Origin of the sequence: Stutzerimonas stutzeri (assembly GCF_009789555.1) — a bacterium.
GTDB lineage: Bacteria > Pseudomonadota > Gammaproteobacteria > Pseudomonadales > Pseudomonadaceae > Stutzerimonas > Stutzerimonas stutzeri_R.
This window is the reverse complement of record NZ_CP046902.1, coordinates 3,300,984-3,325,051: the sequence shown is the minus strand read 5'-3', so window position 1 is coordinate 3,325,051 and position 24,068 is coordinate 3,300,984. Positions and strand designations below refer to the sequence as shown.

The 24,068-nt window shown below is 64.2% G+C and carries 19 protein-coding genes and 1 riboswitch; of the genes, 2 read left to right on the top strand and 17 right to left on the bottom strand.

The window, feature by feature from the left end:
- Positions 1–14: 14 nt before the first annotated feature.
- Complete coding sequence (gene glnT / locus GQA94_RS15210) at positions 15–1,379, bottom strand: type III glutamate--ammonia ligase (RefSeq protein ID WP_158188807.1); 1,365 nt, start codon at positions 1,377–1,379, stop codon at positions 15–17.
- Positions 1,380–1,520: 141 nt separating this feature from the next.
- On the opposite strand from glnT, the gene GQA94_RS15205 reads away from it, so the two are divergent.
- Both GQA94_RS15205 and amt read left to right on the top strand, forming a co-directional pair.
- The gene (locus tag GQA94_RS15205; RefSeq protein WP_158188806.1) at positions 1,521–2,540 is read left to right on the top strand and encodes an alpha/beta fold hydrolase; all 1,020 of its coding nucleotides are present in this window, start codon (positions 1,521–1,523) and stop codon (positions 2,538–2,540) included.
- Positions 2,541–2,716: 176 nt separating this feature from the next.
- Positions 2,717–6,097, top strand: coding sequence for an ammonium transporter (gene amt / locus GQA94_RS15200; RefSeq protein ID WP_158188805.1), 3,381 nt, complete (start codon positions 2,717–2,719; stop codon positions 6,095–6,097).
- Positions 6,098–6,174: 77 nt separating this feature from the next.
- On the opposite strand, the gene GQA94_RS15195 is transcribed toward amt, so the two are convergent.
- From GQA94_RS15195 to GQA94_RS15120, 16 genes are all read right to left on the bottom strand, one after another.
- Positions 6,175–7,014 carry an ABC transporter ATP-binding protein gene (locus tag GQA94_RS15195; RefSeq protein WP_158188804.1) on the bottom strand — a complete coding sequence of 280 codons (840 nt, stop codon included), beginning with the start codon at positions 7,012–7,014 and terminating at the stop codon, positions 6,175–6,177.
- Positions 7,011–7,910, bottom strand: coding sequence for an ABC transporter permease (locus tag GQA94_RS15190; RefSeq protein WP_158188803.1), 900 nt, complete (start codon positions 7,908–7,910; stop codon positions 7,011–7,013). The genes GQA94_RS15195 and GQA94_RS15190 overlap by 4 nt, the downstream gene beginning before the upstream one ends.
- Positions 7,907–8,716, bottom strand: coding sequence for a hypothetical protein (locus tag GQA94_RS15185; RefSeq protein ID WP_158188802.1), 810 nt, complete (start codon positions 8,714–8,716; stop codon positions 7,907–7,909). The genes GQA94_RS15190 and GQA94_RS15185 overlap by 4 nt, the downstream gene beginning before the upstream one ends.
- A 112-nt stretch (positions 8,717–8,828) precedes the next feature.
- Positions 8,829–9,431, bottom strand: coding sequence for a cysteine hydrolase family protein (locus GQA94_RS15180; protein WP_158190127.1), 603 nt, complete (start codon positions 9,429–9,431; stop codon positions 8,829–8,831).
- A gap of 38 nt (positions 9,432–9,469) precedes the next feature.
- A complete protein-coding gene (locus GQA94_RS15175; RefSeq protein ID WP_158188801.1) occupies positions 9,470–10,246 on the bottom strand; it encodes a creatininase in 777 nt (258 codons plus the stop codon).
- Positions 10,243–11,127 carry a DMT family transporter gene (locus GQA94_RS15170; protein ID WP_158188800.1) on the bottom strand — a complete coding sequence of 295 codons (885 nt, stop codon included), beginning with the start codon at positions 11,125–11,127 and terminating at the stop codon, positions 10,243–10,245. Before GQA94_RS15170 ends, GQA94_RS15175 begins: the two co-directional genes overlap by 4 nt.
- Complete coding sequence (locus tag GQA94_RS15165; RefSeq protein WP_158188799.1) at positions 11,124–11,882, bottom strand: SDR family NAD(P)-dependent oxidoreductase; 759 nt, start codon at positions 11,880–11,882, stop codon at positions 11,124–11,126. The genes GQA94_RS15170 and GQA94_RS15165 overlap by 4 nt, the downstream gene beginning before the upstream one ends.
- Positions 11,882–12,670, bottom strand: a complete 789-nt coding sequence (locus GQA94_RS15160) for an SDR family NAD(P)-dependent oxidoreductase (RefSeq protein ID WP_158188798.1) — start codon at positions 12,668–12,670, stop codon at positions 11,882–11,884. Before GQA94_RS15160 ends, GQA94_RS15165 begins: the two co-directional genes overlap by 1 nt.
- A gap of 2 nt (positions 12,671–12,672) precedes the next feature.
- Positions 12,673–13,695: a fatty acid desaturase family protein gene (locus GQA94_RS15155; RefSeq protein ID WP_158188797.1), complete on the bottom strand. Its 1,023-nt coding sequence runs from the start codon at positions 13,693–13,695 to the stop codon at positions 12,673–12,675.
- A gap of 44 nt (positions 13,696–13,739) precedes the next feature.
- Positions 13,740–14,744 (bottom strand): ABC transporter substrate-binding protein, encoded by a 1,005-nt coding sequence (locus GQA94_RS15150; protein ID WP_158188796.1) that lies wholly within the window; start codon positions 14,742–14,744, stop codon positions 13,740–13,742.
- Between the two features lie 46 nt (positions 14,745–14,790).
- Positions 14,791–14,894: riboswitch (guanidine-I (ykkC/yxkD leader) on the bottom strand.
- A 436-nt stretch (positions 14,895–15,330) separates the two neighbouring features.
- A complete protein-coding gene (atzF, locus tag GQA94_RS15145; RefSeq protein WP_158188795.1) occupies positions 15,331–17,133 on the bottom strand; it encodes an allophanate hydrolase in 1,803 nt (600 codons plus the stop codon).
- Positions 17,134–17,190: 57 nt separating this feature from the next.
- Positions 17,191–20,808 (bottom strand): urea carboxylase, encoded by a 3,618-nt coding sequence (gene uca, locus GQA94_RS15140; protein ID WP_158188794.1) that lies wholly within the window; start codon positions 20,806–20,808, stop codon positions 17,191–17,193.
- Between the two features lie 133 nt (positions 20,809–20,941).
- A complete protein-coding gene (locus GQA94_RS15135; RefSeq protein ID WP_158188793.1) occupies positions 20,942–21,577 on the bottom strand; it encodes an urea amidolyase associated protein UAAP2 in 636 nt (211 codons plus the stop codon).
- Between the two features lie 12 nt (positions 21,578–21,589).
- Positions 21,590–22,318, bottom strand: a complete 729-nt coding sequence (locus tag GQA94_RS15130; protein ID WP_158188792.1) for an urea amidolyase associated protein UAAP1 — start codon at positions 22,316–22,318, stop codon at positions 21,590–21,592.
- Between the two features lies 1 nt (position 22,319).
- On the bottom strand, positions 22,320–23,141 hold the full coding sequence (locus tag GQA94_RS15125; protein WP_158188791.1) for an ABC transporter ATP-binding protein: 822 nt from the start codon (positions 23,139–23,141) through the stop codon (positions 22,320–22,322).
- On the bottom strand, positions 23,138–23,953 hold the full coding sequence (locus tag GQA94_RS15120; protein ID WP_158188790.1) for an ABC transporter permease: 816 nt from the start codon (positions 23,951–23,953) through the stop codon (positions 23,138–23,140). Before GQA94_RS15120 ends, GQA94_RS15125 begins: the two co-directional genes overlap by 4 nt.
- Between the last annotated feature and the right edge of the window lie 115 nt (positions 23,954–24,068).

Genomic DNA, 24,068 nt, shown 5'->3' with positions numbered 1-24,068 from the left:
TCCTTTTCATCGAGTCAGAAGAATTTCAGATAGCGCTGGATTTCCCAGTCGGAAACATGGGTGTGGTAGGCGTTCCACTCGTCGCGCTTGTAGTCGACGAATGCTTCATACATCGCATCGCCGAAGACCTGGCGCGAAAGCGGGTCGGCCTCGAACGCGTCGATGGCTTCGGACAGCGTGCGCGGCAGGGTTTCGATGCCCATCGCAGCGACATCTTTCTCGCTGTAGTCGTACATGTTTTCGCGGTGCGGCTGGCCCGGCTCGAGCTTGTCGCGGATGCCTTCCAGGCCGGCCGCCAGGATCATCGCGGCGCCGAGATAAGGATTGCAGCCGATGTCTGCGGCGCGGCATTCGACCCGCGCGCCCTGGGACGGGATGCGCAGCATGTTGGTGCGGTTGTTGTTGCCGTAGCAGACGAACACGGGCGCCCAGGTCGAACCGGACATCGCGCCCTTGCGGATCAGCCGCTTGTAGCTGTTGACGGTCGGCGCGATCACCGCGCAGATGGCCTTGGCATGCTTCAGCACCCCGGCGATGAAGTGATAGGCCAGCGGGGTCACGCCGCAACCGTGCGGGTCTTCACCGTCCACCTCGAACAGGTTCTTGCCCGACGCCAGGTCTGCCAGGGACATGTTGTAGTGCGCGCCGCTGCCGGTGCGCTGCGCGGAGGGTTTGGGCATGAAGGTTGCGAAGGCGCCGTGCTTGCGGGCGATTTCGTTAGCCATCATGCGGAAGAACACGAAGCGGTCGGCCATGGTCAGCGCGTCGGCGTATTTGAAGTCCGTCTCGAACTGGCCGTTGGCGTCTTCGTGATCGAATGAATAGACGCCCCAGCCCATCTCGTTCATGGCCTCGACCAGTTCGTCGATCACCGGCAGGTTGTCCATCAGCAAGCGTGGGTCGTAGCAGGGCTTGGCGGCGGTGTCGCGGTCGCTGAGCGGGGCGAATCCGCCGTCCGGCGTGTCCTTGTAGAGGAAGAATTCGGTTTCGATGCCCAGGTTGAAGCGGTAGCCCATCTGCGCGGCCGCTTCTGTCTGGCGCTTGAGAATGCCCCGCGAGCAGGCATCGAACGGCTTGCCGTCGAGATACAGGTCGCTGGCGAACCAGGCCAGGCTGCGGTTCCAGCTGCATTGGGTGGCGCTCGCCGGATCGGGCATGGCGGCGACTTCGTTATCGCTGATCTGCTGCGGCACGCCGTCGAGCGCGGCGCCGGTATACAGCTCGGAGCCACGCAGCATCTGGCCGAGGTGTGCCAGCGGCACGAACTTGCCTTTGATCACGCCATGCATGTCCACGTAGCTGGCCATGGCGTATTTGACGCCCTTGTCCTGCAGGCCTTGTTTGAGTTCGTCGATCTGGGAAAGCGGAAAGGTCGTCATGGTGGGAAATCCCTAGCTGAATTCGGGCCAGCGTCATGCGCTGTGGCACGAATCCTTCATCCAATATACATGCCAGTGTGTATAGTCGCGGCGCCGACCGGTCCGCCCACGCTCAGGCTCAACCCACGCGAGGTCGTTCAAGTGCTTGAAATAGAAAAGAAAAAAATCTTCATGGAGTTGGGTGACCTGGCGCTCGACTGCGGGCAGGTGTTGCGCCAGGCGAGGCTGTGCTACCAGATACTGGGCGTGCCGAATGCACAGAACGACAATATCGTGCTGATCCCCAGCTATTACGGTGGCTCGCATTGGGGCAGCCTGCCCCTGCTTGGTGCGGGCAGCCCCCTGGGTAGCGGCGAGTATTGCGTCGTGCTGAGCAATCTGTTCGGTGCCGGCTGGTCCAGTTCGCCCAGCAACGCATCCGAAGGGCAGCGCGGCCCGGAGTTCCCGCGTATCAGCCTGGCGGACAATGTGCGGGCTCAAGCGCAATTGCTCGACCGAGTGTTCGGCGATTGGCGACTGCGGCTGGTCACGGGCTGGTCCATGGGCGGCATGCAGGCGCTGCACTGGGCCATGCTGTTTCCGGAGCGGGTGCAACGCATCCTGCCGTTCTGTTGCACGGCGCGCTGCTGGCCGCACAATCATGTCTTCCTCGAAGGCGTCAAGGCGGCGCTCTGCGCCGACTCGGCGTGGCGGGGCGGGCACTATACAGTGCCGCCCGAGCGGGGCCTGCGGGCGTTCGGCCGTAGCTACGCCGGTTGGGCCTACTCGTCGGCTTTCTTTCGCAGTGAACAATGGCGAGCGCTGGGCTTCGACAGCCTCGGCGCCTTGCTCGCCTATTGGGAAGAGGACCACCTCGCACAGGATGCGAACGATCTGTTATGCGTTCTCGACACCTGGCAGGCGGCCGACCCGGCAACGCTGGCGGGCTTCGACAGCCTGGAGGCGGCCTTGTCCAGCGTGCGTGCGCGCGCCATCGTCATGCCGAGCAGCAGCGATCTGTATTTCACCGTCGAGGATGCGCGCCACGAGGTCTCGTTGATGCCCAACGCCGAGCTGCGGGTCCTGACGTCCGATTGGGGGCACTGTGCCGGCGGCCCGGGCCGAAGCCCGGAGGCCATGGCGCAAGTGTTCGCCGCCATGCGTGACCTGCTGGGTTCCTGACAAACCGCCATCGCTCGGGGCAGGGAGGGCGGGAGCGGCAGGGCAACTGTCGGCGCCACCGTTTTCAACGCCTCGGATGTGGGTTCATGGCATGGTTCTGGCTAGTAGCTAACTGCCAGCACCCTGTGCTGTGCTTCCACCGCACGAGCGGGCAGTTCTCCCAGCACGGGACGCATATGCAAAAAGACTCCATCGATATTCTCTGGGTAGTGCTATGTGCCGGTCTGGTGTTCAACATGCAGATCGGTTTTCTTTGCCTGGAAGCGGGCCTGACCCGCACGAAGAACGCGATAAACGTTGCGACCAAGAACATGGCCGACCTGTGCATCGCCCTGCTGCTGTACTGGCTGTTCGGGTTTGGGTTGATGTTCGGCACCAGCGAGGGGGGAATGATCGGGTCCGGCTTGTTCATGCTCGACCTCGCCATTGACGACAGCTGGCCGCTGGCCTTCTTTCTGTTTCAGGCGATGTTCTGCACCACTGCCGCAACCATCGTTTCGGGCGCGGCGGCCGAGCGCATGCGTTTCAACGCTTACCTGATTGTCGCCATGCTGTCGGCCGGGCTGATCTATCCGCTGTTCGGCCACTGGGCGTGGGGCGGTGCGCTGCGTGAAGGCCAAGGCTGGCTGGCGCAGCGTGGCTTTATCGATTTTGCCGGTTCGACCGTGGTGCACGGCGTCGGCGGCTGGGTCGCGCTGGCGACGATTATGGTTATCGGCCCGCGTGCCGGGCGTTTCGATAGCAGATGGCTTCGCCAGAGCATGCCCGGATCGAACCTGCCGCTGGCGATGCTCGGCAGCTTGCTGCTGCTGTTCGGCTGGTTCGGCTTCAATGGCGGCAGCACGCTGAGCTTCGATGCACGGGTGCCTGGGATCATCGTCAATACCGTGGTGGCCGGTATGGCCGGCATTGCCGTGGCGATGTTCCTGTCCTCGTGGCGCTACGGCTATACGGAGCCTGTCGGGCTGCTGAACGGCATGCTGGCCGGTCTGGTCGCCATCACCGCAAGTGCACATGCCGTGACGGTCGGCGATTCCCTGTTGATCGGTTCCGGAGGCGGCCTGGTCATGTGGCTCGCCGATCGCCTGTTGGTGCGCTGCGCCATCGATGACGCGGTGGGTGCCGTGCCGGTTCACCTGGCGGCCGGTCTGTGGGGCACGCTGGCGGTGGCCTTGTTCGGTGAGCCGACGCTGCTGGGCAGCGAGCTTGGCCGTCTCGACCAGTTGCTGGTTCAGCTCGAAGGCATCCTGGTGTGTGCGGTCTGGGCGTTCGGCCTGACCTACCTGCTGTTGCGCCTGATCAATCGCTACTACCCGCTGCGGGTTGGCCCCGATGAGGAACGCAACGGTCTGAACGTCAGCGAGCACGGTGCGCGGACCGAACTGGTCGAACTGCTCGATGCCATGGCCGAACACCAGCGCCACGGGCAGTTTCAGCGTGAGGTTGAAGTCGAGCCGTTCACCGAAGTAGGGCAGATCGCCGAGCAATACAACAAGGTGATTCGCGCGTTGCAGCAGGCCGTGGCCAAGACGCAAAGCATCGTCAGGGATATTCGCGACGGGATCGTCACCTATGGCCGCGACGGCATATTGACCAGTTGCAATCCGGGTGCCGAGCGGCTGTTTGGCCTGCCAGCCGAGCAACTCGTAGGGCGGTCGTTCCAGCAGCTCGTCGTCGACGGCGGTTCGCTACTGCCCGGGACGGACGGCGAGCTCAAGGCCGAGATGATGCTTCGAGGGCGAGGCGGCGAGGTCTTTGCCGCCGAGCTGACTGCAAGCCAGGGTGGATCGGCGGAGGACAGCTTTGTCTGCATGGTGCGTGACGTGACCGAGCGGCGTCGTGTCGAAGAGCAGCTTTTCGCGGAGAAGATGCTCGCCCAGGTCACCCTTGCCTCCATTGGCGATGGCGTGATCACGACCGACCAGGCGGGGCGCGTGCGTTACCTCAATCCGAGTGCGCAAAGGCTGACCGGCTGGCAACAGTCCGCCGCGCAGGGGCTGGTGCTAGACGAGGTGTACCGCCTGTTCGACGAGATCACCGGGGCGCCGCTGCCCAGCGCCCCTGGCCTCGCTCTCAGGCGCAGAAGTGATCGTCAGGAACGCACCGAGCGTGCACCGGCTATCCTGCGTCGGCCTGATGGCAGCGAGCTGGCGGTACAGGACGCACTGGCGCCTATCCGTGATGCGAGCGGTGTCGTCATCGGCTCCGTGCTGACCTTCCGTGACGTCACGGTGACGCGGCAGTTGGCGCGCAAACTGACATTCCAGGCCAACCATGACAACCTCACCGGCTTGATCAATCGTTCGGCATTCGAGCGTCGGATCGAGCTGCTTCTGCGTGATGCCGTCGGCGGCGAGCACAGCCTCTGCTACATGGATCTGGACCAGTTCAAGGTCGTCAACGATACCTGCGGTCACGCCGCCGGCGATGAGCTGCTGCGGCAGCTGGGGCAGTTGCTCAAGGCGCGCGTACGCAGCAACGACGTGCTTGCGCGGCTGGGTGGCGATGAGTTCGGCATTCTGTTCGTCGATTGTCCGCTGGGCCAGGCTGTACGGATCGCCGAAGCGATACGCCAGGCAGTCGACGAGTTTCGCTTCAGTTGGGAAGGCAAGAGCTTCGCCGTCGGTGCCAGCATCGGGCTGGTTGCCATCGACGAACACACCAAGACGCTCGGACCCCTGCTTGGTGCCGCCGACAGTGCCTGTTATGCCGCCAAGGACGGCGGACGCAACCGTGTCCACATCTATCAGGCCGACGACCATCAACTGATGGAGCGGCGCGGCGAGATGCAATGGACGCACCGCCTGCGGCGCGCGCTGGATCGCGATCACCTGCGATTGTTCGTTCAGCCCATCGTGCGTGCCGCAGGCACCGATGGCCTGCAACGTTATGAGGTGCTGGTGCGCATGCAGGGGGACGATGGCTCCATCATTCCGCCCGGTGCCTTCATGCCGGCGGCAGAACGTTACGACCTGGCACCCGCCGTGGATCGCTGGGTGGTGGGCAACTTCCTGGCATGGATCGGCGATCTGCGCCGCCATCCCGATGCGCCTCTGGGGCATTACTCGATCAACCTTTCGGCGACCTCGCTAGGTGAAGAGAGCTTCCTCGAATTTGTGTTGACCACGATCGAGCGCCACCAGATTCCGCCCGATTGCCTGTGTTTCGAAATTACCGAAACCGCCGCGATTGCCAATCTCAGCCGCGCCATGACGTTCATGGAGCGTCTCAAGGCGGTGGGTTGCAGTTTCGCTTTGGATGATTTTGGCTCAGGACTGTCATCCTTCGGTTACCTCAAGACACTTCCGGTGGATTACCTGAAGATCGACGGCAGTTTCGTTCGCGACATCGCCCACGACCCGATCGCGCGCGCGATGGTGGCGTCGATCAACAGCATTGGCCATGAGATGGGGTTACAGACGGTTGCCGAGTTCGTTGAATCGGAGGCGATTCTCGAATGCCTGCAAAGCATCGGCGTCGATTATGTGCAGGGATACCATCTGGGCCGGCCGGGGCCGCTGTCCGACCTGTTCGGGGTTCGGATGATGCCGCGCTGACCCGTGTGCGGGGGCCGGCTTCACCGCGCGGTACCGGGCCGCGCCTGACCCGTTACCGCCGTCGTACGATGCAGCCTTCAGCCGGCGATTGCGGTGAGCTTGGCCAACTGATCGAGGTCGGTCTGCATCCCGGAGGTTTCACGAATCCGCGCGAGAATCTCGCGCTTCAACGCGGTGAACTCAGGCGACAGCTTCATCTCCTGGTCGCGCCGCGCGGGCAACGGTACGTCATAGATCGAGTCGATGCGTCCGGGCCGTGGAGCCATCAGCACCACGCGACCGCCCAGGTAGATGGCCTCTTCGACATCATGGGTGACGAACAGGATCGTGGTCTTCTCCAGCGCGTGCACATGGCGGATCAGGTCGTGCATGACCTCGCGGGTCTGAGCGTCGAGCGCCCCGAAGGGCTCATCCATCAGCAGCGTCGCGGGTTTGGGCATCAGCGCGCGGGCGATGGCGACACGCTGTTGCATGCCACCGGAGAGCTGGCTGGGATAGGCATCGGCGAAGGGACCCAGCCCCATCAGACTGAGCAGCGCGTCGGCCCGGCCGCTGGCGGTTTCGATATCGCCATCGCCCCGCACGGTATCGGAAATGACCTTGAGCTGCCGGCAGAACTTGATGTTTTTCATCACCGTCAGCCAGGGGTAGAGGCTGTAGTGCTGGAAGACCATGGCGCGGTCGACGCCGGGGCCATCGATGGCGTGGCCGTCGAGCAGGATTTCCCCACGGCTGAGCGTTTCCAGACCGGCGATGATGCGCAGCAGCGTGGACTTGCCGCAGCCCGAGGCACCGACGAAGGTGATGAACTCGTTGGGCTGAATATCCAGACTGACCGATTGCAGCGCTTCGACCTCGCGGGTGTCGCTGACGAAGGTCTTGCCCACGTGCCGAATGCGTATCTTGGCGTCGCTCATGCGTGTTTCCTCCACGGGAAGGCGCGGCGTGAGAGCCAGCGGAAGGCTTGGTCGGTCAGCAACCCGATCAGACCGATCAGCAGGATGCCGGCGAAAATCTTGTCGGTGTGCATGTAGCGCTGGGCCTTGAGAATCGCGTAGCCGAGGCCCGAATTGGCCGCCACCAGTTCGGCGACGACCAGATACGTCCAGGCCCAGCCGCAGGTGATACGCAACGTGTCGAGAATCGCTGGCCGCGCCGACGGCAGGATCACCAGCTTGACGATTTCGCTGCGGCTGGCGCCCATGGTCTGTGCCGCCTCGATCTGGGTCATGGGGACGCGGCGCACGTCCTCGGCCACCATCAGGACCATCTGGAAGAAGGTGCCGATGAAAATGATCAGGACCTTGGAACCTTCGTCGATGCCCACCCACAGCATCACCAGCGGAATGAACGCCACCGCCGGCATGTAGCGGATGAAGTCGGTGAGCGGTTCGAGAAACGCCTGCACCGGGCGATAGGTGCCGATATACAGCCCCAGCGGCAGCGCCAGCAGGGCGGATGCACCGAACCCCGCCATGACCCGCCAGACGCTGATGCCTATGTCGGTGAGCAGGCCTTCGCTTGTCCACCAGCGCCCGACCCGTTCCAGCACAGCGCCAGGGCTGGGCATGAACATCGGGTCGGCGAGTCCCAGCGCAGTGTAGGCCCACCAGAGGACGAAGGGTGTAACCAGACCGGCGGCGGCCAGCGCCCAGACGGTGGTTTTCGGCAGATCGCCGCGAATGCGCCACCAGCGCTCGGGTTTCACGCGGCCGGGCGTTGAGGGGCCACTGGCAGGGAGCGGCTGTGCTTCAGGTGCGGCAGATTGCTCGAATGCGGCGGCGGTCGAGGCAATGGGAGCATGGGCTGTCATGCAAATACCTCCTGCAGCGTGTTGGGCGTCGGGGTCGCAACACGGACCCAGCCGAGGGGCGGCGCAAAGCCGCCGATACGGGCCAGGTCCTGTTCGGGAACGCCGGAGGCGTCGCTGAAATTCCAGTAGCTTCGCAGCAGGTTGTCGCCGACGCGCCCTGGCAGCGTCGAATGACTGATCATCCAGGGCGTCGCGCCGTTGCGGTGGCGACCGAACGATATCTCGCAGGCGAGCAGATCGAGCCGTTGCGCCGGGGACACGCGGGCGAGTTGCTCGCGCAGGTGAGCACCATCGGCATCCAGCGTGGCGGGACGGTCGGCGGCAAACATGAAGTAGTCACCGGCAACCAGCAGGCAGGCCTGGCGTGTCGGCTCATCGGCCGAACGCAGCCAGAGTTCCCAATGGGTGCCCTGCGATTCGGGTACGCGGTGCCAGATTTCGTGATAGCTGCCGTCGAGGCCATCCTCGATCAGTCGATCAGGCCCCTCGAAGCGCATGCAACCAATGTCCGGCGGGCCACCGGGCGGTTGGTAATCGATCAGCCGATGCCACTGGCAGACGTCGTCCTGCACGTCCGTGACCCCGGCAAAGCCCGCTTGCTCGCACAACGCCTGCTGTTGCGCGTGGGTGCAGGTAGCAAGCGACGCGGCAGGGGCCTCGGTCGGCGGATGGGGGATGCGCACGTCGGCGTGCAGGTGTGCCGTTTGTAGCCAGTAGACTTCACTGGTTTCGTCACGATGACCGGCAGTCGTGGTCAGCAGACGACGACGCCATACGCCCAGATACGGCTCGGGAACAGGTTTCATGTGGGGTTCTCCCGGAAACGTGTGAAGGTTCGCCAGCAGGCCAGGTCGCGGCTGGGCCACCGCGCAGCCCCGGTGTGACCGGCCAGCGGCGGTCCGTAAGTGATCAGCTCAGTCATGCGGGCATCTCCAGCAACGCGAGCAACGCATCGGTGGTGATGACCACGCCGAACAGCCCGCCTTCGACTCCGATCATCGACAGCGCGGCGGCATGCAGCGCGGGGTGGGCCGAACCGCACGCGTCGGCGACGGTCAGGCAGCCGAAGCCGAGATCCACCGCGTGTCGCAGCGTCGAGGACACGCACACCTCGGTGGTCACGCCAGTCAGAATCAACCGACCAATGCCTCGGCTACGCAACAGCAATTCCAGATCGGTGTGGGTGAAGGCGCTGTAACCGGGTTTGTCGATCACCGGCTCGCCGGCCATGGGCTGCAATTCGTCGATCAGGTCGTTGCCGTATTCGCCGCGCACCAACAGGCGTCCCAGCGGTCCGGGGCTGCCAATCGGTGCGCCGCTGGCCTGCGCACGACGACGCTTGGTCTCGGCCAGGTCGCTGAGGTCGGCGCGATGACCTTCGCGGGTATGCACGATGAACAGCCCGCAGCGGCGCGCGGCAGCCAACAACTGGCGGATCGGCTCGATGGGCGCGCGCAGCAGTTGGATATCCAGTCCGGCCTGCTCGGCGTAGCCGCCTGGCGCGCAGAAGTCGCGCTGCATATCGATCACCAGCAGCGCGGTGTGCTCCAGCGCCAGGTTCAACGCAGGTTCTCCAGGCCGAATTCGTGGCAGACCGCCGCGGCAATCCCGCCCACGATATCCCCGGCCATGCGCTCGCCCTTGGCTGCCGTCGAGCCTCTGGCCGAAGACAGCACACCGGACGGCGGCACCCATTCGGTTCGGCTGGGGTACATGTCGTAGGGCGGAAAGTCGGCGGGGCCGTCGTCCGGGATACGCTCCAGTGCGACCAGGGCGGGGTGGTAATGCAACATCAGTGAAGTTTCGATGACCGCCGCGTGCTCCAGGGCGAACCCTGGAAAACCATCGGGAAACACGTCGGCGAGGGTGTCTTCACGGCAGAAGTCCCAATGTTCGAGACGCATCACTTCGAGACCGGCGTCTACGCCCAGTTCGCGCAATGCCAGTTGGATACCTTCGGTCACGAACCACTGGTTCTCGTAATGCCCGACCACCAGGACCAGCCGCTTGACCCCGTGCCGATGGAATTCACGCACCGCGTCTCGCACGAGGGCGCTCAGGGTCGCGCCATCGAGGCTGGTGGTGCCGCAGAAATGCTGCCCGCCGCCGCACTTGGGCTGCGATTTGTAGCCGTAGGACAATGCGGGGGCAACCAGCCCACCGACCCGGCTCGCCACGTCCGCGCAAATGGCGCTGGCCAGCAACGCATCGGTGCCCAGCGGCAGGTGCGGGCCATGCTGTTCGGTCGCGCCGCAGGGCAGAAACAGCACGGCACCGTCGCGCACGCGACGTTCGTACTCGACCCAGCTGAGTTGATCCATGTGGACGCTGTTCATATCGAAGGACTCCGGATGACGGTCAATGCCGGACGGTCCGGCCAACTGGCGATCAGGGCGGCAAGGGTCACCAGCGCCGCGCCGATCCATTCATGTGTGCCGATAGCCTGTGCGCCGAGCCAGGCCGAGGACAGCACGGCGGCGACCAGCTCGAAAACGACCAGGACCGCGGCACGCCCGGCTTCGAGGTGACTGACGCCGTATTGCACCGCAGCCATGCTCAGCAGCCAGCCCAGCGCCATCAGCGCGATCTGCCAGCTCAGCGCGACGGTGAGCGGCGGTGGGTATTCGCCCAGCGCCGGGCAAAGCAGCGCGGCGATCAGTGCACTGCCGACGAAGGGCGCCAAGGTCTTGCTGGCCAGCGGCACCCGGTCGGCAGCCCGCGTCGCGAGATTATTGAGGCTGAAACCGAGGCCTGCGATCAGGGCGAGCCAGTCGCTGCCGCTCAGCGGCTGGATCAGCTCGCGGCTGATACCCAGCGTCAAGGCGATCCCCAGCAGCGCCAGCAGCAACGCGCCGACGCGGAGCACGCTCAAGCGCTCGCCGAGCCACAGCCAACCCCCGAGAACGCCCCAGACCGGTGCGAGATAGAACAGCAGCATCACCCGCACCACGTCGCCGATGGCCAGCGCCGTCACCAGGGCGGCGGTTGCGCCACCGCCGCACACGGCAATCGCCAGCAAGCCGTTACGTTGCGGCCACCAGGCGCTGCGTTGCTGCCAGAGCAGCGGGACGGCGATCAGGCTGAGCAAGCCGTAGACCAGCAGCACCAGCGGCATGCCAACCAGACCGACGCTGGCGAAATGATGCAACGGCAGCCAGCCCAGGCCCCAGACGATTGCGCCGGAGACCAGCAGCGCTTGCGGCAGCAACGTGCTCATGCGCCCATCCAGGAGCCGCCGTTGGGCCCGAGAATCTGTCCGGTGAAGTAGCTGGCAGAGGGTGACAGCAGAAACACGATCGCGGCGGCGACCTCCTCAGGCGTGCCGAGACGCGCCATGGGGATGTCCAGCTCCTTGGCCATCCACTCATCGCTCATGTGTTGCGGTGAAACCATCGCGGTGGCGATGGGACCGGGCGCGACGGCATTCACCCGGATGCCGTGGCTGGCGAACTCTCGCGCCAGCGAACGGGTCAGGCCGATCACCCCGGCCTTGGCCGTGCAATAGGCGGCATAGTCGCTACGGCCGAGAAAACCCAGGTCGGAGGCGAGGTTGACGATAGCGCCGCATCGCCGGGGCTGCATATGCCGCAACGCGTGCTGGCAGCAGCGGTAGACGCCGTGCAGATCGACGCCCAGCACCTGCGTCCAGTCCTGCTCGGTGGTGTCGAGAAAAGGTTTTTCCAGAATGATGCCGGCGTTGTTGACCAGCAAGTCGAGCGGCCCGTTGGCGAGTACCTGTTCGAACATGCTGGCAACGGCGGCGGGCGAGCTGACGTCGGCTTCCACGCAGCGGGCCAGTCCGCCGTGTTCAGCGACGCTCTCGCACAGTCGTTGCGCGAGGTCCGGCTGACCGAGATGATTGACCCAGACCTGAGCGCCGGCCTGCGCGAGGCCCAGCACCGTCGCCCGGCCAATGCCGGTCGCCGCGCCGGTGACCAGCGCGACTTTGCCGTCCAGCGGCAGGCGATCCATCAATGCATCACCTCACCATGGCTGACCGACAATGCCTGTCCGGTCAGGGCGGCGGCCAGGGGCGAGCCGAGAAACAGGAAGGTGCCGGACAGGTCGGCCGGGGTCAGCAGCTCCGGGATCGCCTGGCTGGCCAGCACCGCGACCAGCTCTTCGGCTTCGCTGCGGCCGTTCTCGGCGGCCATCACTCGCAACGAGCGCATGGCGGCGTCGGTGCCGATCCAACCCGGACAGACCGCGTTGACCCGGATACGCCGCGGGCCCAGCTCCCACGCCAGCGAACGCGTCAGCCCGACCACCGCGTGCTTGCTTGCGACATAGGCGGAAAACCCCGGTACACCTTTGAGACCCCAGATCGACGCCTGGTTGATGACGCTGGCACCGGCCCTCAGGCGCGGCAGCAGGGCGCGGGTCAGGCGCTGCATGGACGAGACGTTGTTATCCAGCAATCGCGTCCAGCAGGCGTCTGCTTCAACGCTGGGCTCGCTGATCGGCGTCGGGTATTCGAGACCGGCGTTGTTTACCAGCACGTCGACTGATCGGTTGCGGCAGGCGAGGTCGTCAGCGAAATGCTGCACCGCATGCCAGTCGGTCAGATCCAGCGTGGAGGCATGCAGCGAGCCCTGCGGTTGGAGGCTTTCCACCAGCTCTGCCAGGGCCTGCGCGTTGCGATCGACCAGCTCCAGGGTGGCGCCGGCCTCCGCGTAGGTCTGCGCGAGTCGTCGGCCTATGCCGCCTGCGGCGCCGGTGAGCACGACGCAACGTCCGCGATAATCGAGTGCTTTATGCATGTTCACACCGCCGTGAGGAAAGACACGCCAACCGCACCGTAGAAACCGTCGGCCTTCTGCGGGCCTTCACCGACCACGCCGTAATCGTCATCGAGTACACGACGCAGGCGATAGCGGTGGAAGCTGCCGAGCAGGTCGCGCATCGGGATCACCTGGTTGTAGGCGCTGCCATACAGCTCGGCGTGCAGCGCGGGCAGGCGATACCAGGGCGCAACGGGTTTCTCGTGATGGGCGTTGTGGAAGGAAAAGTTGAGCAGCAGCAGATTCAGCGCAGGCCAGCGCGCGGACACCACATTGCTGAAGGTGTTGAGCTGTTCGTAGGCACGGTCGCGCTGCCTGTTCTCCGGCAGCTTGCCTTCTTCGAGGACGGCGAAGGCCTCATAGGTGTGCTGGTAGGCATCGGCGAAGCGCAGCACCGTGATCATCAGCATCCAGGCCACGGCGTACAACAGCAGCGCCTTGAGCGACAGCCATCCCAGCAGTGCGAAAAGCGCGGCACGGACCACCATCACCCGAACGACCTTGCCGCGCCGTGCGCGATGTTTCTCGTTGCCCGTCACGAACGGCAAGACGATGACGTAGACGTGCATGATCAGCTCGACCGCCGGCACATACGCCCATTCCAGCGCCAGCACCAGCTTCTGCAACCAGAGCGGGCGGGCCTTGAGGAAGGCCTTGCTGTCAAACGTGATCACATCGGCACGGTCGACGTGGTGGCGCATGTGCTTCTTGCGCAGGTCCTGGAAGTCGGCGTAGCAACTGCCGGCCAGCCAGCTACAGGCGGTGCCCGCCCACTGGTTGTGTTTCGGCACGCTGAAGATGGTGCCGTGGGCGAATTCGTGAATCAGGTAGGCGGCAATGATCATCGCGTGGCCGAGCAGCAGGGTGCCCAAGGCATTCAGCCAGCCATTGGCGGGGAACAGCAGGGCCAGTCCGGTCAGGTAACCAAGCAGCGTATAGCTCATGGCGAGGTTGTTCGGTATCAGGCCATCGGCATATCGGAAAAGCGGTTTCTGGGTTCGCATATTCGGCTCCAGCCGGGGCGCGCAAGCGTCGCCCCCGGCGTGAATTACTCGGCGAGCGCTTCAGTGAATTGCGCGTCGTAGGTTGTGCTGAAGTCCGGGATCGATGGGATTTGTCCGTTATCCATCAACAACTTGGCGATGATTTCTCCACTGCCATGGAAAGAGTGGGTGTCCGTGCCGGGCGTAAAGCTCTTGCCCATCTCCGCGAGTGGGATGTTGTAGGCGCCGGACATCTGCTCGGTGGCTTCTTCAGCGCTGACGCCCAGCACTTGCCCGATAATCTGCGCCGACTCGTCGGGGTGTTCCTGCATGTAGGCGAGCCCGTCGAGGTAGCCCTGAATCAATGCCTTGATGGCGGCTGGCTTCTTGGCGATCACCGCTTCGTCGAAGACCAGCACGTCGGTGATCAGGCCCGGCGCGTCCTTGGAGGAATACACGACCTTGAACCTGTCGCCGCCCATGGACAGAATTTGCGAAACGTTGGGCTCATAGGTCACGCCGACCGGCAGGTTGCCCGAGGCCATGGCGCCGGGAATGCCTTCGGGAGTCATGTTCACGGGCTGGATATCCTGCTCGCTCATGCCGTTCTGCCGCAGGGCGTAGGCGAGCAGGAAATCGGAGGGCGACAAGGGGTTGTAACCGACTTTCTTGCCCTTGAAGTCCGCGACCGAGTTGATCGATGCATCCGCGACGATGGCATCGCCTCCGTTGGAAAAGTCGATGGGCATCACCACCCGATGCTTGAGGCCTTTGGCGACCGACGCCACCACCTGGTCGTAGGTGAGCATGCCGCCATCGAGCGCGCGGCTGAGCATGGCCGTGGGGATCAGCGCCGGGTCGTTGAAGAATTGTAATTCCAGTTCGAGCCCGTGCGGCTTGAACAGATCCTTCTTGTCAGCGACATAGAACGGGCCATAACCGGCCCAGACCACCGTGCCGATCTTGAGTTGTTCCGCCGCCTGCGCAGCCAGCGGAGCGAAAACGGTCGCAGCGGCCAGCGTGGCGCCGATCAGGGTCTTGTGCAACGAACGAAGCAGCGGAGCGGTCATGGTGAAACTCCTACACAGTGGAAGAACCGGCACGGGATGACATCGCGTCTCCCGGGCTTTTATCCCGCCGTGTAGTCCCGCTCCATGGGACCGGAGAACTCTCGGACCAGCCGCTCATGTTCATGAGCCGGAACCCTAGTTCGCCTCTGTGTTGCTCCTGTGTGCCGAGCGTCATGGTCGCTGTGGCGACTCATCCCGTTCAATATCTCCTGAGCAGGTTGCGTGCCAGATTGGTTGTGATGTTTGATATCTTTGTAATTCAAGCGGTTACGTAATATATCTCGATTGATTCTAAAGGAAGCGAGCGGCGCAAACTGCGCTCAAATGGTGAGTGCTGCTCTCCAATGGTGCCGGGACAGATGAGGTGGCCAAATGAATCCGGCCCCCTCGAAGGGGCCGTGCGTACGGAACAATGAATAAGCCCCACCCAGGCACCGCGTTGGGTTGAGCTCATTCGACCTGGGCTTCGGTTTTCCGGCTGTCAGGCCCTGCCAGCGCCCCTGGATCGCCGGATGGCTTCGACCGTGGCGTGGAGGGAATCGGGACTGTGAAAGCAGCGGAATCGGCGTGTCGGGAACCGCGATTTTCAGCCCCGGCTCTTCATATAGGCGCGCCAGCCGCCGAAGGCTGTGATTTCTTGCGCACCGGCCAGGCCGTAAGGGTCGCAAATGAAGCCGGTCTCCCAGCGACCGTCCTCCAGCTCTACCTTGCCCAGCCCCAGCGGTGCGGGAATGCCCGTGAGAAAAGACCCCAGCTCGCTGCTTGGCAGCTCCCATACTTCTACCGCGATCGCCGCACCGCCTTCGGCCACGCGCAGCATGCCCGGTCGCATCGGCGGCCCTCCGGCCAGCGCGTAGAGTGCGTAATGCGGCGCGCTGCGAGTGGTTTCCAGCAAGCGACCGCCACGCTGGCTGAGTTGCCAGTTCAGCGGAAGGCCTTGCAGATGCGCACCGCAGACCACCACACGGGCGCGGTCGTTGCGGGCGGGGTTCTGCGGTGCGGGCGATGTAATCGACCGGCCACCGATAAGCGGGATGCCGGTGTGGCGTTGCAATGCGTCGGCCAGACTGAGCAGATACTGATCCGTGAAAACCCGTCCGAACAACGTCACGCCCCACGGCAGGCCGTTAGCCATGACGCCGGCTGGCACGGCCACGGCAGCGTAATCGAGCATGTTCATGAAGTTGGTGTAATAGCCGAGGTCCGAATTGCGCCGGACCGGTTCGGCGTGCAGTTCATCCAGCGTGACCGGGCGAGGATAGGCCGGGGTCAGCACGCAATCGACCTCGGCCATGATCCGGTCGCAGATCGCCTTGAGCTGTTGCAAGCGATACTGGGCGCGGAACAATTGTACGGCGGTTGTGCTGGGCGCCTTGTCCAGCACGGCCTTGATCACTGGCAGCACGGCATCGGGCTGCTGTTCGATCAGTTCGCCGGCGACACTGTAGCGCTCGGCCACCCATGGCCCTTCATAGAGCAGGCGAGCGGCTTCCAGGAACGGCGTGAAGTCGATGGGCACCGCCTCGCCGCCGATGGATTTCAGGTGCTCGACGGTCGCCTCGAACAGTGCCGGGCTTTGCGCGCAACCGAGAAACTCCAGTGGCTGCGGCACGCCGAAGCGAAACCGCTCGACCTTGCCGAACGCCGACCCATCGTTCCACAGCGGATTGGTCCGGCTGTACTCATCGCGCGGATCGAGCGTGGCGGTCAGGGCCAGCAACTGGCTGGCTTCGGCGGCGGTGGCGGTGAAGTAGGTGACGCAATCGAGTGTGCGGCAGGCGGGTACGACGCCTGCCGTGGAGATCAGGCCCTTGCTGGCCTTCAAGCCCACCAGGTTGTTCAAGGCAGCCGGTACGCGTCCAGATCCGGCGGTGTCGGTGCCGAGGGCGAAACTGCAAAGACCCAGCGCGACGGCCAGTGACGAACCGGCGCTGGAACCGCCAGACGGATAGTCCGGATGTACGCTGTTGCGGCATTCGCCATAGGGCGAGCGCGTTCCGTTCAGCCCGGTCGCGAACTGGTCGAGATTGGTCTTGCCCATGGGAATCGCGCCGAGGGCGATCAATTGCTCGACGATGGTCGCGCTGGTCTCAGGCGTGTAGGCAAAGGCCGGACAGGCAGCGGTGGTCGGAATACCGGCCAGGTCGATGTTGTCCTTGATGGCGAACGGCACGCCATACAGCGGCAAACTGGCGGGCGATTGACCGTCCAGTGCGACGAGGTAGGGCTCCAGTTCCTCAAGGCTCAGCAGGTGAATGAAGAGGTTGAATTCACCTTGCAGCGCCAGTGCCTGCTCATGCAAGGCAGCGATCAGCTGGCGAGGGGTCTGCTTGAGGTCTGTATAAGCGCTGCGCAGCGTGTCGAGACGCAGGTCGAAGTCGCGAGTCATGGTCTGCTTCCTTTAGTGTTGATCGTTATCGGCTCAGGGGTGGGCGGTCGGCAAGCATCACGCGGCCTCGATTACCACGACGCGCTGGCCGGCCCGCACCGCGGAGCCGGGTTGTACGCTGACCTCTTTGATCACGCCATCGAGGGGCGCAGTGAGAGGGATTTCCATTTTCATCGACTCCAGAATCACCAGCACATCGCCCGCCTTGACGCAGTCGCCGACCTTCGCCTGCACCTGCCAGAGATTGCCGGCGATATGGCTCTCGATGCCGTGCTGGCCGTGGCCGAGCGGAATGTCTTCAGCGAGATCGGCCGCGACTTCCTGGCTCTCGAAATGCGCCTGGCCGGATTCGATCCAGCGCTGGCGTTCGGCATCGAAGGCGGCGCGCTGCTGCTGGCGGAAGTCGTCGATGCTTTCGGCCTCGCGGTCGAGAAACGCTTGATAATCGGACAGCCTCAGTTCGGTTTCCTCGATCTCCAGTGGGTAGCGCCCCAGCGGGAAATCGCGGCGTATTTTCAGCAGTTCGTCGGCGCAGACCGGGTAGAAACGGATCTGATCGAAGAAGCGCAGCAACCACGGCTGACCGCCAAAGGCCGCGACCTCGCGATAGCGATTCCACATCTGCAAGGTGCGACCAACGAACTGATAACCACCCGGACCTTCCATGCCGTAGACACACAGGTAGGCGCCGCCGATGCCCACGGAGTTTTCCGCGGTCCAGGTGCGAGCCGGGTTGTACTTGGTCGTGACCAGACGGTGGCGCGGGTCGAGCGGGGTGGCCACCGGGGCGCCAAGGTAGACGTCGCCCAGGCCCATCACCAGATAGCTGGCCTCGAATACGGTGCGGTACACGGCGTCGAGATTCGGCAGGTCGTTGATGCGGCGGATGAACTCCAGGTTGCTTGGGCACCAGGGGGCGTCCTTGCGGACCGTGGTCATGTACTTCTCGATTGCCAGTTGGCAGGCCGGGTCGTCCCACGACAGCGGCAGGTGGACGATGCGCGAGGGGACTTTCAGATCCTGCGCCGAGCACACCGCGTCCCAGAGACTGGCGACGATGTCGAGGAGCTGCTCCAGCGACAGCGTTTCGGGCTGGTAGTGGACTTGCAGGGAGCGAATGCCGGGGGTGAGGTCGATGATGCCCTCGACCGAGCGCGCCTCCAGCGCCTGCATCAGGGCGTGAGCGCGAAAGCGCAGCACCAGATCCAGTTCCGGCTGGCCGATTTCCAGCAGAAGATGGGTGTCGCCCGAGAGACGTGCCAGCAGTCGGCTATCCGCCGCACCCAAATCGAGAACGATGGGGGAGGCCGGTGCACCCGTGCGGGTCGCTTCGACCGTTGGCGCGTGGGCGAACGCATCGCCCTTGAGAGAAAGCGCATCTCGCTGCGCCCTGGCGAGGGCTCGCGCAGTGACGATATCCACCGGCAGGAAGCGCACCTTGTCGCCCGCCTTGAGCTGGCCGAGTTGCCAGAGATCGGCTTCGATGAGGGTCACCGGGCAGACGAAACCGCCCAGGCTCGGACCGTCCGGGCCGAGGATCACCGGCATGTCGCCGGTGAAATCCACCGCGCCGATGGCGTAGGGATTGTCGTGAATGTTGGACGGATGCAGCCCGGCCTCGCCACCGCTGTCACGTGTCCATTCCGGTTTCGGACCGATCAGGCGAACACCCGTCCGGCTGGAATTGAAATGCACCTCCCAATCGGTGGCGAAGAAGGTCTCGATGTAGTTTTCGCTGAAGTATTCGGGGGCGCCATGCGGGCCATAGATCACCCGGATCGTGCGCACGGCGGGCAGTGGCGGGCACAGCTCGGCAGGCAGGCTGGCAGCAGCCGATCTGTCGTCGAGCGGCAGCAGGTGCAGCACATCGCCCGCGCGCAGGGCACGACCTGCGTGGCCGCCGAACTGCCCCAGGGTGAAGGTGCTCTTGCTGCCCAGATAGTCGGGCACCTGGATGCCGCCGCGCAGGCTCAGGTAGCAGCGCGCGCCAGCCCCGGCAATGGTGCCGATGGCGAGGGTACTGCCGGCCTCGACCAGAATGGCCGTGTTCATTGGCTGTTCCACGCCGTCGAGCGTCAGCGCAACCGCCGCGCCGGTCAGCGCAATCACGGCATCGGTATTGAAGCGCAGCCGTGGCCCGCTCATGGTGATTTCCAGCCCGGCGGCGTCGGTCGGGTTGCCGAGCAACGCGTTGCCCAGTTGCAGCGCGCGGCTGTCCATCGGGCCTGACGGTGGCACGCCGACGGACCAGTAGCCCAGGCGACCGGGGAAATCCTGCACGGTGGTCTGGGTGCCGGCGCTGAGCACTTCGAAGGTGCTGGCGCGGTAACGCAGGCCTTCGAGGCAACGGGTCCAGGGATTGCCCTCGACGAAGGGCGAATAGGCGAGGATCTGCCGCAGATGATCGCGGTTGGTTTCCACGCCATACAGTCGCGTGTCGGCCAGGGCCTGATCGAGTGCGGCGCGCGCCTTGTCCCGACTGGGTGCCCAGGTGATGAGCTTGGCGATCATCGGATCGAAGTACGGCGGGATTTCACAACCGGCTTCGACCCACGTGTCGATGCGCAGCGCGTGCCCGTCGGCGGCGGGAAACGCAACCTCGGTCAGCAGCCCCGGACTCGGCTGGAAGTCACGGCCCGGATCTTCCGCGTACAGCCGCGCCTGGATCGCGTGTCCCTGCGGTTTCAACTGGCAGCCCAGTTCCGCCAGCGGGGCCAGGTCGCCCGCCGCCAGCTCGATCATCCAGCGCACCAGATCGACGCCCCAGACCTGCTCGGTGACGCCATGTTCGACTTGCAGGCGGGTATTCACCTCGAGGAAATAGAAGCGCTCGGCCTCGCCATCGTAGACGAACTCGACGGTGCCGGCGCTGCGGTAGCGGACGGCCTTGGCCAGGGTGATGGCGGCCTCGCACAGTGCCTCGGCCATGCCGGCGGGCAGGTTCGGCGCGGGGGTTTCTTCCAGCACTTTCTGGTTGCGGCGCTGCACCGAGCAGTCGCGGACGCCGAGGGCGATCACCTCGCCCTGGCCGTCGCCGAACACCTGCACTTCCAGATGGCGGGCGCGCTGAATGTACTTCTCGATGAAGACCCCGGCGTCGCTGAAATTGTTCTGCCCCAGGCGTTTGACCGCCTCGAACGCGTCCGACAATTCGTCGGCGCTGCGGCACACGCGCATGCCGATACCGCCGCCGCCAGCGGTGCTCTTGAGCATCACCGGATAACCCACTTGCTCGCCAGCCTTCAGAGCGGCCTCGAGGTTTTCCAGCAGTTCGGTGCCTTCCAGCATCGGCACGTCGTGCTGCTTGGCCAGGGCCCGCGCGGTGTGCTTGAGACCGAACACGCGAAGTTGTTCCGGGGTGGGCCCGACAAAGGCGATACCGGCGGCTTCGCACGCCTCGGCAAAGGCGGCGTTCTCCGACAGGAAGCCGTAGCCAGGGTGAATCGCCTTGGCACCGCTACGCCTGGCGACGTCGAGGATTTTGTCGTCGTCCAGATAGGTGAGGGCAGCCGGCCCTTCGCCCAGACTATGCGCTTCATCGGCCTGCTGGATATGCAGGCTGGCCGCATCCGCCTCGGCGTAAACGGCCACGCTTCGGCAATCGAGCGCCTTCAGCGTGCGTTGGATGCGGCAGGCGATGGCCCCGCGGTTGGCGATCAGGAGTGTGTCGAACATGTCCATTGACCCTCAAAGGGCTGGGCGGGCCGTCCCGCTTTAATTCGTGGTGACCACGGTCGTCCGTGGTTGAACGCTGTGCTGGCTGGGCCGGGCGGCGGCGCGTTGGCTGATCACCCTGGCTGGGGCGAACTCAATCCCACACCAGCACCTCGGCCGGGGTCGGATTCCAGCCGTTGCAGGGGTTGTTCAGTTGCGGGCAGTTGGAAATCAGGACGATCACGTCCTGTTCGGCCTTCAGCTCTACATATTTGCCAGGTGCCGAGATGCCGTCCTCGAAGGTCAGCCCGCCTTCGGCGGTCACTGGCACATTCATGAAGAAGTTGATGTTGGCGCCGATGTCGCGCTTATCCAGCCGCCCATCGTGCAGGCTGGCGCGCAGGAAGTTGTCGCGGCAACTGTGCATGTAGCGCTTGTCCAGCGCGTAGCGCACCACGTTGCTTTCCTGGGCACAGGCACCGCCGAGAGTGTCGTGGCGACCGCAGGTGTCGGCGACGATGGTCAACAGCGGATTGCCGAGGTTCGAATAAAGCACCGTGCCGGTGGAGAGGTAGACCTTGTTCTGTTTGCGCAGGGTGCGTTGCGGGTCGAAACGTTCGCGTGGGTTCTTCGCACCGAAAAACAGCGTATCGATTGCCTGATTGCCCTCAAGGTCGAGCAGGCGCAGCGTTTGCCCGGCCTTTACCTCGAACAGATAAGGCTCGCCCGCCGGAATCACATGATGAAACGTGGCGGTTTCGGGGTGCAGATTGCTTTCACGGATAGTCATTGCGGCACCTCCTCAGATGTAGAGCCGTTCGGTGTTGTGGAAGGCGCGACCGTTTTCCGCGCGCGAACTGCGGCACAGCACGGTGATTCCGTCGCTGTCGACGCGCTGCCAACTGAGCTGAATCGGTTTCGGCGCGTATTCGGGATTCGGGTCCATCGGGTGTTGCAGGGCGGTGAGCACCACCAACGTGTCCATCGGCGCGTAGAGTTCGAGGTAGTCACCCGCTTTGGAGTTGCCGGGCTGGAAGGCAAAACCGCCGTCGGCATCCACGGCGACCTTGCTGAACAGATTGAGGGTCATCAGCAGGTCCTGCAGGTTCAGGTTCCACTTGCCCATTTCAACCAGCAGGTTGTCGACGCCGTTGCGGAAGAAACCGTTGCGCAGCTCCTGATAGCGGCCCTGGCCATACTTTTGCGCGACTTCATCGGCATTGAGCACGCCGCCGAAGCTGTCGTGCCAGCCGCAGGTGTCGGCGGTGATGGCGGCGAGCACACGGCCCATGTCCGAATACAGGCAATGGCCGGCGGTGAGTTTGGCGGTGTGCTGGCCTTTCAGCGTATCCGGCAGGTTCAGCCGTTCACTTTTTTCCGCAGCGTTGAACATCATCAGGCTGACATTGGCGCCGCCTTCAAGATCGGTCAGGCGCAACAGTTGGCCGCGTTTGAGCACGAACGAGGTATGTCCGCCGCCGGGCAGCGTTTCTTCGTACAGCGTGGGGCGGATAGCGAGGGAAGCGCTCATGTCAGGCTCCTTTATTGACGATGTGCAGATAGCTGAGTTGTGTCGGCAGGTCGCCACAGGCGCCGCGTGCGACTCGCCGTTCAGCGTTCAGAGGGATGTCGTAGGTCACTCGCGCGCCATAGGCACCCGGCGCCTGAGGATCGATGCGGGTCTTGTCGAAGACCAGAATGCGGGTGCCAAGGGTGAAGCCTTCGGAAAGGTCGTGGGTCACCATGAACACGGTCAGACGGGTGTCCTGCCAGAGTTGCAGCAGCAACTCGTGCATGTCCTTGCGAATGCCCGGATCGAGCGCGCCGAAGGGCTCGTCGAGCAGCAGCACGCGTGGCTGGGTGATCACCGCCTGGGCGATGGCCAGCCGCTGCTGCATGCCGCCGGACAATTGCGCCGGGTATTTGTCCAGGGAATGACCGAGGCCGACCTTGTGCAGTATCACTTCGGCCTGTTCGCGCGCTTCGCGCTTGGCTCGACCGAACAGGCGACCCAGCAAGGGGGCCCTGGGCAGTTCCAGGCCCAGCGCGACGTTGTCCAGCACCGACAGGTGCGCGAACACCGAATAGCGCTGGAAGACCACGCCGCGGCTGGCATCCGGCTCGTGGGCGATGGCTGTGCCGTCCAGCAGGATGTCGCCACGGCTGGGCCGCTCCTGGCCGAGCAACAAACGCAGGAAGGTGGACTTGCCACAGCCGGACGCGCCGACCAACGTGCAGAACTCACCTTCATTGACGCTCAGGTTCAGCCGTTCCAGCACTACCTGATCGCCGTACTCCTGCCAGACATTGTTGACCTGAATGAAAGGCTTGGCGGTTTTCGACTCAGTGCTCATGCCTTGGCTCCTTCATACCAGGGGAAGGCCAACTGGGTGAGCTTGCGCAGGCCGAAGTCCATGCTCCAGGCGAGCAGGGTGATCCAGGCGACGTAGGGCAGAATCACGTCCATGGCCAAATAGCGCCGCACCAGGAAGATCCGGTAACCCAGCCCGTCGGTGGAGGCGATGGCCTCGGCGGCGATGAGAAACAGCCAGGCGGAACCCAACACCAGTCGCAGCGCGATCAGTAGACGCGGCAAGAGTTGCGGCAAGACCACCCGCAGGATCAGCGTCCAGGTGTTGGCACCCAGGGTCTGCGCCTTGATCAGCAGTTCCGCTGGGATTTCCCGGGCGCGCTGTTCGAGGTCGCGTGCCAGTACCGGGGTCACGCCGATAACGATGAGCATCACCTTGGACAGTTCGCCGAGACCGAAAACAATGAACAGGATCGGCAGAATCGCCAGCGGCGGCACCATCGACAGCACCGTCAGCAAGGGCGACAAGGGGGCACTGAACAACGGCAGCGTGCCGGCGGCCACGCCCAGACACAGCCCGGCGACCGCCGCGATGCCCAGACCGACGCCGAGGCGCTTGAGGCTGGCGGCGGTGTCTTGCCAGAACAGGTAGTCGCCGCTGCGTTTGTCCGGTGTGAAGGCGAGACGCTCCACAGCGCTGGACATCTGCGTGAAGCTGGGCAGGAGCTTGTCGTTGGGGTTGGTTTGCAGGCGCTGCGCGGAGCTGGCCAGATAGACCAACAGCAGGACCGTGAACGGCAGGAGGATCAGCAGTGCCCTGCCGGTGCGTCCGGGGACACGGTTGATCAGGCGCATGGGAAGACCCCGCGCTCGTTCGGTGGCATGTGCCGTGGGTCGGTCGTCTGTTCGAATCCGAGCGGGGGCATAAACGGACCTCCAGTGAGTGGACATGGCGATAGGAGCTGCGTGT